At 77.0% G+C, this 16,248-nt stretch carries 11 protein-coding genes; 8 read left to right on the top strand and 3 right to left on the bottom strand.

Annotated elements, in window-relative coordinates; translation table 11 throughout:
* Positions 1-164 precede the first annotated feature (164 nt).
* On the top strand, positions 165-2,477 hold the full coding sequence (locus WA762_RS17610) for a BTAD domain-containing putative transcriptional regulator (protein ID WP_335936716.1): 2,313 nt from the start codon (positions 165-167) through the stop codon (positions 2,475-2,477).
* 210 nt (positions 2,478-2,687) lie between these two features.
* Here the strand turns inward: WA762_RS17610 and lanKC are convergent, their stop codons facing one another.
* The 3 genes from lanKC to WA762_RS17595 form a co-directional block, all read right to left on the bottom strand.
* Positions 2,688-5,348 carry a class III lanthionine synthetase LanKC gene (gene lanKC, locus WA762_RS17605; protein ID WP_335936715.1) on the bottom strand — a complete coding sequence of 887 codons (2,661 nt, stop codon included), beginning with the start codon at positions 5,346-5,348 and terminating at the stop codon, positions 2,688-2,690.
* 35 nt (positions 5,349-5,383) lie between these two features.
* Positions 5,384-6,826, bottom strand: coding sequence for an MFS transporter (locus tag WA762_RS17600; protein WP_335936714.1), 1,443 nt, complete (start codon positions 6,824-6,826; stop codon positions 5,384-5,386).
* 431 nt (positions 6,827-7,257) lie between these two features.
* Entirely contained in the window at positions 7,258-7,416 is a 159-nt protein-coding gene (locus WA762_RS17595; RefSeq protein WP_335936713.1) for a hypothetical protein, read from the bottom strand.
* 447 nt (positions 7,417-7,863) lie between these two features.
* On the opposite strand from WA762_RS17595, the gene WA762_RS17590 reads away from it, so the two are divergent.
* The 7 genes from WA762_RS17590 to WA762_RS17560 all read left to right on the top strand — a co-directional run bounded on the left by WA762_RS17590 (position 7,864) and on the right by WA762_RS17560 (position 16,213).
* On the top strand, positions 7,864-9,102 hold the full coding sequence (locus tag WA762_RS17590) for a radical SAM protein (protein ID WP_335936712.1): 1,239 nt from the start codon (positions 7,864-7,866) through the stop codon (positions 9,100-9,102).
* A 104-nt stretch (positions 9,103-9,206) separates the two neighbouring features.
* The gene (locus WA762_RS17585; protein ID WP_335936752.1) at positions 9,207-9,950 is read left to right on the top strand and encodes an iron-containing redox enzyme family protein; all 744 of its coding nucleotides are present in this window, start codon (positions 9,207-9,209) and stop codon (positions 9,948-9,950) included.
* Complete coding sequence (locus tag WA762_RS17580) at positions 9,947-10,147, top strand: aroma-sacti cluster domain-containing protein (protein ID WP_335936711.1); 201 nt, start codon at positions 9,947-9,949, stop codon at positions 10,145-10,147. The genes WA762_RS17585 and WA762_RS17580 overlap by 4 nt, the downstream gene beginning before the upstream one ends.
* A gap of 149 nt (positions 10,148-10,296) precedes the next feature.
* The gene (locus WA762_RS17575) at positions 10,297-13,752 is read left to right on the top strand and encodes an adenylate/guanylate cyclase domain-containing protein (RefSeq protein ID WP_335936750.1); all 3,456 of its coding nucleotides are present in this window, start codon (positions 10,297-10,299) and stop codon (positions 13,750-13,752) included.
* Positions 13,753-13,754: 2 nt separating this feature from the next.
* Positions 13,755-14,690: a S8 family peptidase gene (locus WA762_RS17570; RefSeq protein ID WP_335936710.1), complete on the top strand. Its 936-nt coding sequence runs from the start codon at positions 13,755-13,757 to the stop codon at positions 14,688-14,690.
* 44 nt (positions 14,691-14,734) lie between these two features.
* Entirely contained in the window at positions 14,735-15,337 is a 603-nt protein-coding gene (locus WA762_RS17565) for a GAF domain-containing protein (RefSeq protein ID WP_335936748.1), read from the top strand.
* 78 nt (positions 15,338-15,415) lie between these two features.
* Positions 15,416-16,213 carry a sugar phosphate isomerase/epimerase family protein gene (locus tag WA762_RS17560; RefSeq protein WP_335936709.1) on the top strand — a complete coding sequence of 266 codons (798 nt, stop codon included), beginning with the start codon at positions 15,416-15,418 and terminating at the stop codon, positions 16,211-16,213.
* The last annotated feature ends 35 nt before the right edge of the window (positions 16,214-16,248 follow it).

Raw genomic sequence — 16,248 nt, 5'->3', positions numbered from 1 at the left:
GGGGCCGGGCCGCGCAACATGGGGGCACGGGGCGGGTTTGGTCGGGCTCCCGCACGGAACTTGCGGGACCGGCACCGATGCGGGGGCGCTCCCTCCCGGCGGACCATCCAGGGGTACGACCGGCAGGACCGCTGTCCGTTCCCGGCTCCTCGGAGGCCCAGTCCATGATCCCGCCCCCCACGCCCGCGTCGCCGCCCGGCGCGCTCAGCCTCTCGCTCCTCGGTCCGTTGTCCGGGAGCGTGGACGGGCGCCCGCTGCCGCTCGGTCCCCGTAAGCAGCGGCTGGTGCTGGCCATGCTGCTCAGCCGGGCCAACACCCCGGTGCCGGTGGACGTCCTCACCGACGCGGTGTGGCCGGACGCGCCGCCCCGCACGGCACGCAAGAACCTTCAGGTGTACGTGAGTTCGGCCAGGGCCCTGCTGGGTGCGCGCCGCCCGTACGGAACGGACGGGCGGGGCGGGCCGGGCGGCGCGGAGGGAATGGACGGGACGGGCCGGACGGGCGCGGCGGGCAGGGGCGACCGCGCCGGGCGGGAGCGGCTGGTGCACTCCTGCGGCGGCTATCTGCTGCGGGTCGACGAGGACGAGCTGGACACCCTGCGTTTCCGGTCACTGGCGGCTGCGGGGCGGCGCGCCGCCGACGAGGGGGACCCGAGGGCCGCCGCCGGTCTGCTGCGCCGGGCGCTGGATCTGTGGCAGGGTCCGCCGCTGCACGGCCTGTGCGACTCCCCGGAGGTCGCCGCCGAGGCGGAACGGCTGGAGGCGCGGTGCCTGACCGTGCACGAGGACTGGGCGGAGACGGAGATCTCGCTGGGCCGGGCGTCCGTGGTGGTGGACGGGCTGCGGGACCTCTCCGAACGGCATCCGCTGCGCGAGCGGATCCGCACCGCGTGGATGGACGCGCTGCACCGGACCGGTCGCCGGGCCGAGGCGCTGGCGGTGTACGACGACTACCGGCAGTTGCTGGCCCGGGAGTTGGGGCTGGAGCCGGGGGCCGCGATCGCCGCCCGGCACCGCGCGATACTGACCGGCCAGGACGGCGCCGACCGCCCCCGCGCGCAGACCGCGCCGACCCGTCGGACGCCGGCCCCCCGGGATTCCGCGACGGTGACCGGGAAGCCCGCGCCGGCGGCCCGGGAACCGGTGACGGAGCCCGCGCCGGCGGCCGATCCGCCGCCCGCGCCCCCGCCGCCCCAGGCCCCTCCCCCGCCGGAGACGACGCCCGCACCGACGCCCGCCCCCGGGCCCGCGCCCATGCCCATGCCCATGCCCGCCCCCGTGCCCGTGGCGCGGGTCGCCCTGCCCGCCGTGGTGCCCGACTTCACCGGCCGGGGCGAACAGCTGCGGGAACTGCTGGACGTCCTGGGCGCCCCGGAGGGCGCGGGCGCCGCTCACCGCGCGCACACCACGGGCGGCGGGGACGGCGGCCGGGTGGTGCTGATCACCGGAGGCGCGGGGACCGGCAAGTCGGCCCTCGCGGTCAGGACGGCACGCCTCCTGACGGGGCGCTACCCGGACGGGCTGTTCCACATCCGGGTCCGCGACGAACGGGGCGCGGCGCGCCCGCACGCGGAGCTGGTCGGGGAGCTGCTCCGGAGGGCCGCCGCCGGCGGGCCTCCGGAACATCTGGCGGCCCCGGAGCAATGGGCGGTCCGCGCAGGGCGGTTGGCGGCGTCGGAAGCGGCAGCCCCGGCCGGACCGGGACGGCCGGGGCCCGACACGGAGCACTGGCGGCTCTGGGCGGCCGGGCACCGCGCGCTGGTCGTCCTCGACGATGTGCCGGACGAGGGGACGGTGCGCGAGCTGCTGCCGGGCGCCGGGCGCAGCTCGTTCGTGCTGACCGCGCGGGGGCAGCTGGCCGGTCTGGCCCCGGTGCACCGGGTCGCGCTCCCCCCGCTGGACCCGGATGAGGCGCTGGAGCTGCTCGGCCGGCTGATCGGGCCGGGGCGGGTGGGCATGGACCGGGCCTCGGCGCTGCGGATCGCGGAGTCCTGCGGACGCCTGCCGCTGGCGGTACGGGTGAGCGGGATGCGGCTGGCGGTGATGCGGCATCTGCCGCTCTCCGAGTACGCGGACCGGCTGGCCGACCCGGACGCCGCGCTGGACGAGCTGGTCGCCGGTGACGTCTCGGTGCGGGCCCGGCTGGCCTCCGGCTGGCAGGACCTGTCCCCCGGGAGCCGCCCGGCGCTGGCCCGGCTGGCCCGTACGGTCCACGAGGGGCCGTTCACCCTGCCGGAGGCGACGGCCGCGTTCGGCTGCGACGAGCGCCGGGCGCTGCGCGCGGTGGAGTCGCTGATCGACGCCGGGGTGGTGACCTGTCCCAGCGGCGAGGTCACCGCGCACGCGGTGCTGTACGAACTCCCGCGCCTGACCGCGCTGTACGCCCGGGAGCAGTCCGCCGCCCCGGCCGCGGCCGGGGCGGCGGACGCCGGTGGGCCGGCGTCGCCGGGCCCCCGCGCGGCACAGCCGGTGGGGTGAGCGCACAGCCGGTGGGGTGAGCCCCCGGCGGCCCGGACGGCCCCGGCAGCCCGGCCGCCCTGGACGACCCCGACAGCTCCATACGGCGGCGGGCCGTCGGTGACCTGCCCGCCGCCGTATGGAGCCGTGCGGGGCCGTGGTGGAGCCGTATGGAGCCGCCCGGAGCCGTCCGGCCGCCCCAGTCCGTGCGGGGCCGTCCGGGCCCCGCCGTCATCCGAGCGTCAGCACGTCCAGCAGGTCCGGCCGTTCGTCCGGCGCCGCGAACATCGTGTGCAGGGCGAGCAGCACCCCCGCCGCGCCGGTGGCGAGATCGGCGGAGAACCGGCGCAGCCGTGCGCCCGGCACCAGCAGCCGGTCCTCCTCGGCGACCAGGTGCCAGGAGAGGTTGCGCACCGAGTCCAGCAGTTCGGGGCGCCATTCCTCGACGCCGCCGGTCCCGCCGCGGGCCAGCTGGTGGGCGGTGGCCGCCAGCCCGGCGCGGCCGGTGAACAGTCCCGGCTCGCGGACGAACTCCAGGACGCACCCCTCCTCGACGCCGGGCAGCAGCGCGGCGAGCGCCGGGTCCGCCTGATGGGCCAGATAACGCTGGGCGACCAGGGCGATGCCGCCGCTGCCCTGGTCCAGGTAGAGCAGATGGCGCTTCCCGTCCTTCACCTGCACGCTGCCGCCGGGCATGTCCACGCAGTGCCCGGCCTCCCGGGCCAGCGCCGCCCCGGCGGCCCGGAGCAGCCAGTCCTCGCCGGTGGCCGCGTACAGTTCGAGCTGGAGCAGAGCGGCCCCGGAGAGCCCCCGCATCAGCCCCGCCGAGTGCGGCGCGGGCGGGCCGTCGACGGCCTCGTCGCGTACCAGCGAGTCGAGCTCCCAGGCGGTCCACAGGGCCCGTTCGACGAGTTCCGCGTCGAGCACGCCGACGCCGGCGGCGCCACCGCCCGAGCCCCCGGAGCCCCTCGCCCCGTCCGAAACGCTCGCCCCGTCCGAACCGCCCGAGGTCATCATGGCGAACCGGAGGGCCGCCAGCGCCGTGCCCGCCGTGCCGGTGCGCAGATCGGCGGAGGCGGCGACGGGCGCCCGCAGAGCCCGGTCGAGCAGTTCGCGGCCCTCCTCGCGGCGGCCGAGCCGGGCCAGCACCAGGGCGATGCCGGGCAGCCCGTCGAACAGCCCGCCGGGGGCGTCCGCGGCGCGGCGCGACGCCGCCCGGACCAGCCAGTCGACGTGTTCCTCGGGAACCGGGGCGCCGACGCGGTGCAGGGCGTACAGCACCCCGGCGGCGCCGTGGGCCGCGCAGGCGCCGCCGGTGGCGAAGCCCGCCAGGTCGCCGGGGTAGAGCCGGTCGGTGCGCTCCGGGGTGGCCCCGGCGCGGATGCCGGCGAGGAGGCGGGCGCGGATGCCGGGCCAGTCCGGCGCCGGGCCGCGCAGCAGCGCGTCCACCGTCGGTTCGCCGCTGTCCGCGGGAAGGCCGTGGCGGAGGGCGGCCGGTCGCGGCGGCCCGGCGTCGGGGCCCAGCCGGTACCGGGCGCGGGCCCAGCGTTCGAGGCTGAGGGCCTTGCCCCGGTCGTGGTCGGACACCTCCATCAGCGGCATCAGCAGGTGCAGCCAGATCGCCCAGAGCGCGTAGTCGTCCGCCTCCACCCCCTTCCCGACGCCGGGCGGCGCCTGGAGTCCGGGGGCGCCCGCCAGCGGGGTGTCCCGGTCGTCGAGGTCGGTGGCGTACTCGAAGTCGATCAGGGCCACGCGGCCGTCGGGACGGATGATGACGTTGGCGGGGTGCACGTCCGCGAACCGCAGCCCCCGGGCGTGGATCCGGTCGAGAACGGCGGCGAGACCGGCGGTGACGGTTTCGGCCCACCGGGAGTAGGCGTCGAGTTCGGCCCGGGTGCGTTCGCCGCGCACCAGCGGGAAGCGTTCGACGATCTCGTCGAAGAGGGTGGTGCCCTCGATGTGCTCCTCGATCAGGAAGTGGTGCTCCCAGACCGTGCGGACGCCGTACACCTCGGGCACGCAGTCGAGTCCGGCGAGCCGGGTCAGCGCGCGGTGCTCGCGGTGCAGCCGGGTGACGGCGTCGTGCCCGGCGGGGTCGAGGCCGCAGTGCGGCCGGGCCTCGCGCAGCACCACCCGCTGTCCGGTGGTGCGGTGTTCGGCCAGGTAGATGCCGCCCGCGTTGGAGAACTGCAGCGCCTTGGTGACCTGGTACGGGAACCCGTCGTCGCGGGCTGCGGCGCGGGCGGCGAGATGGGGGCGCAGCTCCTCGGGCACGGTCACCCACTCGGGTATCCGGAAGACCACGCCCCGGGTGTCGGGGACGAGTTCGCCCGACGGGTGGCGCATCGCGCGGACCCGTTCTCCCTCGGCGTCCCGGCACCAGAGCTCGACGTAGGCGCCGTAGCGGACGTGGACGGGCGTGTTCCCGATCCGCAGGTCGCTGAGGATGTACGGCCCGCTGCGCCCGTCCAGGGCCCGGGTCAGCGCGTCGAGCAGGCGCAGGAACGCGGCCTCGCCGTCGGGGTAGAGGGTGAGGAACTTCCCCGCGCCGGACCGGTTCATGTACTTGGCCGACATCAGGTGCAGGGCGCGTGCGCTGCGCAGGAACTTGAACGGCACGCCCTGTTCCAGGCAGATCCGGGCGGTGTCGGCGAGGGTGCGCTCGGCCTCCTCCGGGACGGTGGAGACGTGGATCTTCCAGCCCTGCTCCGGCAGTCGGGCGGACGCGGGGTGCAGCGCGGTCCAGAGCCCGGTGGTGCCGCGCCGCCAGCCCTCGGGAGGTTCGGCGCGGTCGAGCGGGTAGCGGGTGTCCTCGTCGGGCAGCCGGGCCGGGGTCTCGTAGTAGCGGCGGTCGGCGAGGCAGTACAGCTGGGTCTCCTGGATGCCGGGCACGGCATACCTCCTGGGCTGGTCTCCTGGGCTCGTGGTCAGGGGCGGGGGCCGCCGGCCCCGGTGCGGTGCGCGGGGCTCTCGTCCGCGCGGGGCTCGTCCGCACGCTCCCCGTGCGCGCACACCTCGTCCGCACGGGCCTCGTACGGACGGGCGGCGTCCCCGACCGGTACGGCCGGGGCGGCGGGCCCGACCCGCGTGGCGGACCCGGCCGGCGCTTCGGATCCGGCCGGTGCGGCGGGGTCAAAGGCCCCTGAGGGCTCCGGCCCGGACGGGGCCGCGGCCGGGGCGGGCCGGGCGGACGGGGCGAACGTGACCACGGCGGCGGACACGGCGAGGACCGCGGCGATCGCCCCGAAGGTGCCCCGGCCGCCGACGGCGGTGAGGAGCACGCCCCCGGCCAGCGGCCCGAACGGCTGGACCAGCGAGGAGAGGAACCCGGCGGCGCTCTGCACCCTGCCCACCCGGTCGCCGGGGGTGACGGCCAGCAGCGTGGAGAGGAAGCCGATGCTGGCGACCGTCGACAGGCACATGCAGGCGGCGCAGAGCAGCCCGGCGAACAACGGGACCCGGATCCAGGCCATGGCGAGGGCACTGGCCACGCAGAACCAGCAAGTGGCGGCGATCAGCGCCCAGGTGTGGCGTTCGGGGCGCAGTCGGGGGGCCAGGAGCGCGCCGGCGAGGGCCCCGACCGAGATGAAGGTGACCACGGTGCCGCCGCCGAGCCCGGACCGTCCGCCGCCCGAGAAGACGGTCAGCGCGGTGAACGTGAGGGCGCCGAAGGCGAAGTTCATGCCCAGTCCGAAGACCAGGAGCACGGTCCGCAGATAGGGCTGCCGCCACAGGAAGGAGAGCCCGGCGGTCAACTCGGCCCTGCTGAAGGCCGATCCGGCCCTGGCTTCGGACCTGGACCGGGTGCGCACCAGGGCCACGCAGATCGTGGACAGCAGCAGTCCGACGGCCTCGGCGAGGAACGGCAGGACCGGGTGCAGGCCGAACAGGGCGCCGCCGACCATCGGCCCCACCAGTCGCGCGGTGGCGGTGCGGGCCTGGAGGCGGGCGGTCGCGGTCCCCATGTCCTCGGGGGGCACGACGCTGCGCATCAGCCCGAAGGCGGCGGGCCCGTAGAGGCTGCCGATGACGGCGCCCGCGCCCGCGACCAGCAGCACCAGGGGCAGCGGGGCGTGTCCGGACCACACCGCCACGACCAGGGCGCCGACGACGCAGAAGCTGCCGAGGTCGCACAGGCGCATCAGCCGGCGGCGCTCCACCCGGTCGGCCATCACCCCGCCGGGAAGCATGGTGATCAGGACCGCGGTGACGGACACCGTGCTGATCGCGCCGGCCTGGACGGCCGATCCGGTCTCACGGAGTACGAGGAGCGGCAGGGCCAGCGCGGTCATCTGGGTGCCGAGAACGGCGAACAGGCCGCTCATCCACAGCAGTCGGAAGTCCCGGTTGGTTCGAAGCGAGGCGGCCATGGTCGGCTCCCGGTCGGTGATTCGGGGACAGGGCACGGGCACGGCGGGCCGCCGGGGCGGGTACGGCGCCCGAACGGCGACGCGGCCGGGAACGGGACCGGACGACGACGCGCCCGGAAGCGGAACCGGACGACGACGCGCCCAGAAGCGGAACCGGACGACGACGCGCCCGGAAGCGGAACCGGACGACGACGCGCCCGGATACGACGCCCGGATACGACGTGCGCGGATACGACGCCAGGACGGCGACGCGGCGCTGGAGGCGGAACCGGGCGGCGACGCGGCCGGGAGCGGGCCCGCCACGCGGTCCGGCCCGGGAAATCGAGGCGGGGCGGTCTCCGTGGCCACGGAGCCGCCCCGATTCGGCCGGCCGGGCGCCACCGGGGGAGACGTCTCCTCCCCGGGATGGCGCCGCGGCCCGGTCGTCAGCCTTACTGCTCGGACAGGACGAGGCTCACGGTGCTGACGCAGCTGCCGTCGAGCTCGCGCTCGTGGGCCACGGCCGTGTCCTGGAGGTCCAGCACGGAGTGCGCCTCGACCTCGGGGGTCTCGTTGTTGTCGTCGGCGACGGGCTTGGTGTTCTCGGACATGGTGGTCTCCGTCCACTCGTCTATCGCGGTCGTCTCCGGTCGTCCCGGGCGAGGCCCGGTTCTTCCGGTGCGGCCGGCCGGTGCCCGCCGCTGACCAGAAAGCTAGGAGGCCGGGCCTGGCAAACGGCTCGACGCGAGTATGGGGCCGGTATCGCGGCTGTTCACCGGGGGTCGACGGAGCGGCGCGAGCGGCCGGCGGTACGGCGGGCACGATCGGCGGCCCGCGCGGAGGGCCGGCCGGCGGGCCGCCGGACCCCGTCCGGCCTGCGGCCATACCGGGGGCGTACCGGCCCCGGACCGCCGTCGAAGCCGTACCGAACCGGGACCGAACCCGCACCGAACCGTCCCGCCGGACGCTGTACCCGCGGCGTCCGCGCCGTCGGCGCACGACACACGCGCACGGCGGCCGCCCGCCGCGCCCCCCCTACGCCCGAAGGAGACGGCCGGATGGAGCTCGCCGAACTCATCGGACTGCGGCCGGTCCCGGCCGGAGGCGTGCTGATCACCCTCACCCGACGCTGTCCGCTGCGCTGCGCCCACTGCTCCACCGGCTCCGCGCCGGAGGTCCGCGAGGAGCCGGGGGCGGCGGCGCTGGAACGGTTCGTCTCCTCGTTCACCGCCGCCGACCGGCCGGAGGTGATGATGCTGACCGGTGGCGAACCGCTACTGCGCCCGCGCCTGGTGAGCGCGCTCGCCCGTGCCGCGCGCGCCGCCGGCACCCGGACCGCGCTGCTCAGCGGGATGTTCTTCGCCCGGTCGGGCGGGCTCCCGGCGCCGGTGCTGCGGGCGGTGCGGACGCTCGACCACTTCTCCGCCAGCCTCGACCTGCCGCACGAGCGGGAGGTGCCGCGGGCCGCGGTGTTCCGGGCGGTGCGCGAGATCCGCGAGCTGGGGGTGGCGGTCAGCTTCCACCTCACCGGGACCGGGGAGGACGACGACTACCTCGCCGACGTCACCGCGGACATCGGCCGGACCTTCGGCGGGACGGTGCCGTGCCTGGTCAACGAGGTGCGGCCGTTCGGCCGGGCGGCGTCCTGGGCCCGCCCGGCCCGTGCGGTGGCGGACGGCGCGGCGGCGCTGCCGTGCGCGATGGCCGCCTGGCCGGTGGTCGGCTTCGACGGGACGGTCCTGGCCTGCTGCAACCAGGACGTCGTGGACCGCCGTCCCGTCCCGCCCCATCTGCGGCTGGGCCATGTCGCGCGGGACGACTGGGCCACCGTGCGCGCGCGGGCGCTCGGGTCGCCGCTGCTGCGGCTGGTCCGCACGGTCGGCCCGGCCCATCTGCGGCGGCGCTGGTCGCCGGACGCCCCAGCCGGTTCCTACTGCGGGGACTGCCGGGCGCTGGGCGAACGGCCGGAGCTGGTCGCGGCGGCCGAGGCCCTGGCGTCGGGGGCGGCGGGCGCGCTGCTCGACCTGACCGCGGCCCGGCGCCAGCACGACGCGGGCCCGGTGGCGCTGGTACGGCGTCACGGCTGCGCCGCGTACGCGGATCTGGTGACGGCTCAGGCCGACAGCCGCGCCCCGCGCCCGGTCGCCCGCCCGGCGGCACGCCCGTCCGGCGACCGCGCCCCGAGCCCGGCCGACGAGCACACCGCGCGCCCGTCCGGCGGCCGTACCACGGGCCCGGCCCCGCGCCCGGCGGGCGGGCCGGCCCCGTATCCCGTGGCGGGAGGCGTCCGGACATGAACCGCTCCCCCGCCGGCCCCGTCGCGTTCGCCGGGCCCGCCGATCCCCCGCAGCCGTCCGGGACCGTCCGGGAGACCGCCCCGCCCGCCGCCGCGCACGTGCCGATGGCGCGCGGCGGCGGGCGCGGGCTTCCGCCCTCCGAGCGGCTGCGGGTCAAACTCTCCTTCTGCGAACCGTCGTTACGAGCCGCGATCGCCGCACTCTGGCTCCCGCAAGGTCTGTTGCCCCGCTATCGGGCGTATCTGCGCACCATGCACGCCGTGATCCGGGCGTCCGTGCCGCTGATGGAACGGGCCGCCGAACGGGCCGCGCTGCTGGGGCGGTACGGCGACCCGCTGGGCGCGCCGCTGGCCGCCCATCTGGACGGCCACATCCGGGAGGAGGCGGAGCACGACGCCTGGCTGCTGGAGGATCTGGCCGCCGCGGGCGGCGACCCCCGGGACGCGGTGGAGCGGATACCCGATCCGCTGGTCGCCTCCCTGGCGGGCGCCCAGTACTACTGGATCGAGCACCACCACCCGGTGGCGCTGCTCGGTTACATCGCCGTGCTGGAGGGCCACGCCCCGGCCCCCGGGCTCGCGCCCCGGCTGGCCCGGATGACCGGGCTGCCCGCGCCGGCCTTCCGTACCGTGCACGAGCACGCGCATCTCGACGGCGGCCACTGCGCCGGGCTGTACGCGCTGCTCGACCGGTTGCCGCTGACCCGGGGGCAGGAGGCGGCGGTCGCCGTCAGCGCCCTGCACACCACCGACGCGCTCACCCAGTTGTTCGTCCGGCTCGGGCGCACCGCACCGGACCGTCCGGTGCGGGGGGCCGGACGGTCCGTCTCGTTGGGAGGCCCGTCATGACCGAACCACCGGACCGGCTCGCCGTGCTGTACGGAGCCGGCTTCGCCGTCGATCTGCTCACCGATGAACAGCGCCAGGTCCTGGACGAGTTGGCGCCGGAGGAACTCGCCGTGCTGCTCGACATCAAGACCCGGCTGGACGCCGTCGGCCCCGAGGTGCAGGCGCACGGCGAGATCGCGGGCGGCGCTTTGTTCTAGGACCTGTCTTCGAACCGCCGCCGGGCCGGGCGCGCACCGGCACCGGCGGCCCCGGGCGAACGGGCCGACCCCGGCGAGCGGACGAACGGATCGGCCCCGGCGAGCGGACGAACGGAGAGGAAGCGCCGATGAGCGGAGAGGAAGCGCCGATGAACTGCGTCTCGTGCCGGCACGAGCTGCCCGCCGGCGCACGGTTCTGCCCGTCCTGCGGCACCCCGTGCCCCGCCCCCGCGGCCGCGGCGCCGGAGGACGAACGCAAGCTGGTCACCGCGGTCTTCTGCGATCTGGTGGGCTCGACGGCGTTGTCCGGGCGGCTCGACCCGGAGACCCTGCGGACCGTGACCCTGCGCTATTTCGCCGTCATGAGCGAGCGGATCGAGGCGCACGGCGGCACCCCGGAGAAGTTCATCGGCGATGCCGTGATGGCGGTGTTCGGGGTGCCGGTGATGCGCGAGGACGACGCCCGGCGGGCGCTGGCCGCGGCGCTCGGCATGCGCGAGGCGCTGGCCGATCTCAACATCGAGCTGGAGGCCGCGCTGGGCATCCGGCTCAGCGTCCGGATCGGCGTCAACACCGGGACGGTGGTGGCGGGTTCGGACGCCGGCGCCCGGCAGGCGCTGATCTCCGGCGAGACCGTGAACGTGGCCGCCCGGTTGGAGCAGAACGCCGCCACCGGGGAGATCCTCATCGGTCCGCAGACCCTGGAGGCGGCCGGGCCGACCGTGGTCGTCGAGGAGGCCGGTCTCCTGGCTCTCAAGGGCAAGAGCGACCCGGTCCGGGCGTACCGGCTGATCGCGCTCGGCGCCGACGACCCCGAGCTGCTGCGCCGCTTCGACGTGCCGTTCATCGGCCGGTCCCCGGAGCGGGCGGCGCTGGACGAGGCCCTGGACCGGACGGCCCGGGGCGCGGGCCCGGGGCTGGTGCGGCTGGTCGGTGACGCCGGGATCGGCAAGACCCGGCTGGTCCGCGAGTGGCTTTCCGGGCTCGCCGGACCCGGCCGGCCGGTGGCCGGCACCGGCCGCTGCCGCAGCTACGGCGACCACGGCACCCTGACGCCGCTGGCCGACGCGGTACGGGAGGTCCTGGGCTCCCCCGACGCCCGGGAGACCCTGGACGCGGCGGCCGGGCGGGCGGGGGCCGCGGTGGCGGACGCGCGGGCGGTGCTGCGCGGCGGTCTGCTGTACGACGGCACGCCCAACGCCCCGTTCGAGGACATGTGCGCCGCGCTGATCACCGTGCTGGGCCGGGCCGCGGGACGGCTCCCCGTGGTGCTGGTCGTCGACGACTGGCACTGGGCCGAGCCGCTGCTGGTCCGGACGGTGGACCGGCTGGCCGGGCCGCTCGGCCGGGCGGGCGTGCTCATGGTCTGCCCGGGCCGCCCGGACGGGCCCCCGCCCGCCACCGAGCACCCCGCCCACCCTGCACAGCTCCTCCCGCTGTCCGGCCTGTCCCGTACCGAGGCGGCCCGGCTGGTGCACGCCCTGACCGGCCTGACCGCACCGGCCGCCGACGGCCCGGACGGGCACGACCAGCCCGTCCACGACCAGCCCGTCCACGACTCGCACGACGGGAAATCGGCCGACGGGGACCTGTACGACGGCGACCTGTACGATCGCGCCGAGGGCAACCCGCTGTACCTGGAACAGCTGCTGATCGCGGCCGGCCCCGACCGCACCGCCCGGACGCCCCATCCGTCCCGCCCGGCCTCCGCGGACCGCCCCGCACCCGCGGACCGATCGCGGCGACGGCGTCGGCCGGATCCGCGCACCCCCGGCGAACCGGCGCTGCCGCCCACCCTCCAGGCGTTGCTCGGCGCCCGGATCGGCGCGCTGGAGCGGACCGAACGCACCACCCTCGACCTGGCCGCGGTCCTCGGACGGGACTTCACCGCGCCGGAACTCGTCCGGCTGACCCGGGCCGCACGCGAGGCGGAGGCCCTGGACCGGTACGGCCTGCCGGCCCCGGGCGGCGGCCCCGGCCCCCGCCTCCCCGACGACGGCTTCGGGCGCGACGGGCAGGACGGCCAGGACGGGCGGGACGCCCAGGACAGGCGGAACGGGCAGGACGGGCGGGACGACGACCGGGCCCAGGTGGCCCGGGCGCTGACCCGGCTGCGCCGCCGTCGCCTCGTGGAGACCGTGCCGGGCGGCGGTCCGGACGCGGGCCGGCACCGGTTCAGCAGCGGACTCGTGCAGGAGGTCGCGTACGCCTCGATGTCCAAGCGGGCCAAGGCGGAACGGCACGCCTGGGCGGCGGAGCTGCCCAGTGTGACGGCGGCGGGCGAGGCGGCGGTCGGCGGGCACCTGGAGCGGGCGTACCGGTACCGCGCCGAGCTCGGCATGGCCGACGGCCGGGCCGACGCGCTGCGGGTCCGGGCCGCCGCCGCGCTCGCCTCGGCGGGTGCGCAGGCGCTGGCCCGTTCCGATCTGCACTGGGCGCAGGGGCTGCTGCGGCGGGCGGTGGACCTGCATCCGCCGGGCGACCCCGCCGCCGCGCCGGCGCTTCGGCGGCTGGGCGAGGTACGGCTGGCGCTCGGTCATCCCGAGGACGGGGAGCGCCTGTTGCGGCAGGTCCTGGCCGCCCGGACCGCCCCGGTGGAGGCCGCGCACGCCCGGCTCGCGCTGGCGTCGCTGGACCCGGCCGCGATGAGCGTGTTCTCGGCCGCCCGTGCGGCGCTCCCGCTCTTCGAGTCCGCCGGGGACTGGGTCGGGCAGGCGCGGGCCCGGCTGCGGCTGGCCCAGCAGCTGCAACGGTCCGGACGGCACGAGGAGGCCGACCGCGATCTGACGCTGGCCCTGGACCACGCGGTGCGGGCCGAGGCGGAACCGGAGCGGGCGGCGGCGCTCGGCGCCATCGGGATCTCGCTGTGGCGGGGCCCGGAGCCGGTGCCGGTCGCGGTGGCGCGCTGCCGGGACCTGCTGGCCGCGCACGGCGCGGGCCGTCCCGCCGTGCGAACCACGCTGAACTGCCCGCTGGCCGTGCTCCACGCGCTGCGCGGCCGGGCGGACCGGGCCGGGGAGTGCCTGGCCGAGGCGGAACAACTGGCCGAGGACCTGGGCTACGCGGAGGCGGAGGTCTTCCTTCCGGTGTTCCGCGCGACAGTCGAGGCGCTGCTCGGGCACACCGAACGGGCCCTGAGCCTGCTCGTCCGCGCCGACCGCGCGGCGGCCCGCGCCGGGGCCCGGTCCATGCGCCCGGCCGTCGCGCTGGAGGCGGCCCGGCTGCTGCTGGACGACGGCCGGACGGACGACACCGGTCCATGGCTCGAAGGGATCGGGGCGCCCGAGTCCCTGCCGCAGGCGGACCGGGTGGACCTGGCGGGACTGCGCGCCCGGCTGGCGGCACAGGCCGGGGAGCGGGACGCGGCCCTGCGCCACGCGGACCGCGCGGTGCGGGACGCCCTGCTCACCGACTCGCCGCTGGTACGGGCCACCGCGTCGCTGGACCGGGCGCGGACGCTGGCGCTGCTGGGCGACCCGCGGGGGGCGGCAGCGGCGGCGCGGGAGGCCGGGGAGCGGTTCGCGGAGAAGGGACATCTGCCGGGCGAACGGTGGGCCGCGCGGCTCGCCGCCGCACCGGTGGCGGCCACGACGGAGAGGAGCTGAGGATGGCGACCACGGAGACGGCCCCCGGCCCGGGACCGGGACGGGCGCCCGCACCGCGCCCGGCCCCCGCGCTCGTCCCCGCGCCCGCCGCGGGGCTGACCTGGAGCCTGCGGGGGCGCGGCCCCGACGACGTGCTGGTGCGCGCCGACCCCGGCCCGCGGCCCGGCGACGGCGGTGGCGACGGCGTCCCCGTGCCGGGCGCCGGCCGGGGCGTACGGGTCTGCGTGGTGGACTCCGGGGTCGAGCGCGACCACCCTGGGGTGGGGCCGGTCGCCGGTTCCTGGGTGGTGGTCAAGGACCCGGAGACCGGAGACACCGAGGTCAGGGAGACCGACACCGGGGACACCTGCGGGCACGGCACCGCGTGCGCGGGCATCATCCGCCGGACCGCCCCGGAGTGCGAGCTGTACAGCGTGCGCGTGCTGGGGGAACGGTTCTCCGGCACCGGGGACGTGCTGCTCGCGGGTCTGCGGTGGGCGGTCGAGCAGGGCTTCGACGTGGTGAACCTGTCGCTGTCCACCACCCGGGTCCGGTTCGCGGAGGCGCTGCACGCGCTGGCCGACCACGCCTACTTCAACCGCACGGTCGTCGTCGCGTCGGCGCACAACAGCCCGGTGGAGAGCTATCCGTGGCGGTTCGCCTCGGTGATCTCGGTGGGCAGCCACCAGGAGGACGACCCGGAACTCCACCTCTACAACCCCGACCCGCCGGTGGAGTTCTTCGCCCCAGGCCAGAACGTGCGGGTGCCCTGGCTGGGCGGCACGTCGATCCGTACCACCGGGAACAGCTTCGCGACCCCGTACATCAGCGGGCTGTGCGCGCGTCTTCTGTCGGCGCACCCCCGGATGACGGCCTTCCAGCTCAAGAACGCCCTCTATCTCTCCGCGGCGAACGTGCGGTTCGGCCCGCGGCCCTCCGATCCGGCAGGAGAGGTCTGATGACTCCAGGTACCGAATCAGCGTCCGTGACATCCGTGACGTCCATGGCGTCGACGATCCCGGGAACGGCCCGGGAGGCGCTCCCGGCGGTGGCCGCGGCCCGGCGCGAACTCCTCCAGTCCGTCGTCGACGTGGCGCGGGCGATCTTCGGCGCGGCGGCGAGCTCGGTCTTCCTGCTGGACGAGGAGGCGGACGAGCTGGTGTTCCAGGCGGTCTCCGGCGAGGGCGAGGAGTTCCTGGTGGGCCGCCGTTTCCCGGCCGGGCGCGGGATCGCGGGCTGGGTGGCGACCTCCGGCGAGCCGATGGTGGTGGACGACCTCACCACCGACCCGTCCTTCGACCGGTCGCTCGCCGAGTCCACCGAGTACGTCCCGAACGCGCTGATGGCGGCCCCGCTGATCAGCGACGGCCGGGTGCTGGGCGTGCTGGAGGTGCTGGACCCGTCGCCGTGCGCCCGTACGGACCTGCGGGAGCTGGACCTGCTGGCGATGTTCGCCCGGCAGGCCGCCGCGGCGCTGCGGGTGGTGGCGTACGCCCCGGCCGATGGCGGGACGCCGGGCGCGGGCGGCCGGCTGGACCCCCGTCAGCGGGCGGACGCGCTGCGGCTGCTGGGTAGTCTGGAGCAGCTGCTCCGGGAGCCGTGCTGAGCCTCCGACGGGAGCTGCGCCGAGCCACCGGGAGCCCGGCGGAGCGGCGGCGAACGGCGACGACGGAAGGACCGCTCAGTGAAGCTCGCTTTCTCGACCCTCGGGGTGCCCGGCATGCCGATGGCCGACGTGGTCCGGCTCGCCGCCGAACACGGCTACCAGGGCGTGGAGTTGCGCGCCCACCCGGAGGAGCCGGTCCACCTCGGCCTCTCGGCGTCCGAACGCGCCGCCGTCGTCGAGGAGTTCGCCGAGGGCGGCGTCGAGATCCTGACCGTCGCGGGATACGCCCGGGTCGCGGCCGAGGGCGACGACGCCCCGGTGCTGGCCGAGATCGCCGAACTGGTCGAGCTGGCCCACGACCTGGGCGCGAGCAACGTCCGCGTCTTCCCGGGCGGCGGCGGCCAGGACCCCGCGACCGCCGACGCGACGGCCGCCCGGAGGCTGGCCGCCGCCGCGCCGCGCGCCGCCGACCTGGACGTACGCGTCCTGCTCGAAACCCATGACTCGCACCGCGCGGGCGCCGACGCGGCCCGGGTCGTGGGAACGGTCGGGCACCGCCACATCGGCGCGCTGTGGGACGTCATGCACACCTGGCTGGCCGACGAGTCCCCGGCCGCGACCCACGCCGTGCTGGCCCCGTACCTGGGCTACGTCCAGGTGAAGGACGTCGCCTCGCCCGACGACCTGACCCCGCTTCCGCTCGGCGCCGGCGCCCTGCCGCTCGGCCCCTGCCTGGCCGCCCTGGGCGGCGACGCCTGGGACGGCTGGGTGTGCTGGGAGTACGAGAAGCGCTGGCACCCCGCGGCGGCCGAGCTCCCGGCCCTGCTGGCCGCCGGGCGGGACCACCTGCTGCGCCTGGCCGCGGCGGGGTGTTAGGCCCTGTCCCGGCACCGCGAGCACGGCTACGGGGC

The sequence above is a fragment of the Streptomyces tyrfis genome, from assembly GCF_037034285.1.
Classification (GTDB): Bacteria; Actinomycetota; Actinomycetes; order Streptomycetales; family Streptomycetaceae; genus Streptomyces.
This window is presented reverse-complemented; position numbering and strand designations above follow the sequence as displayed.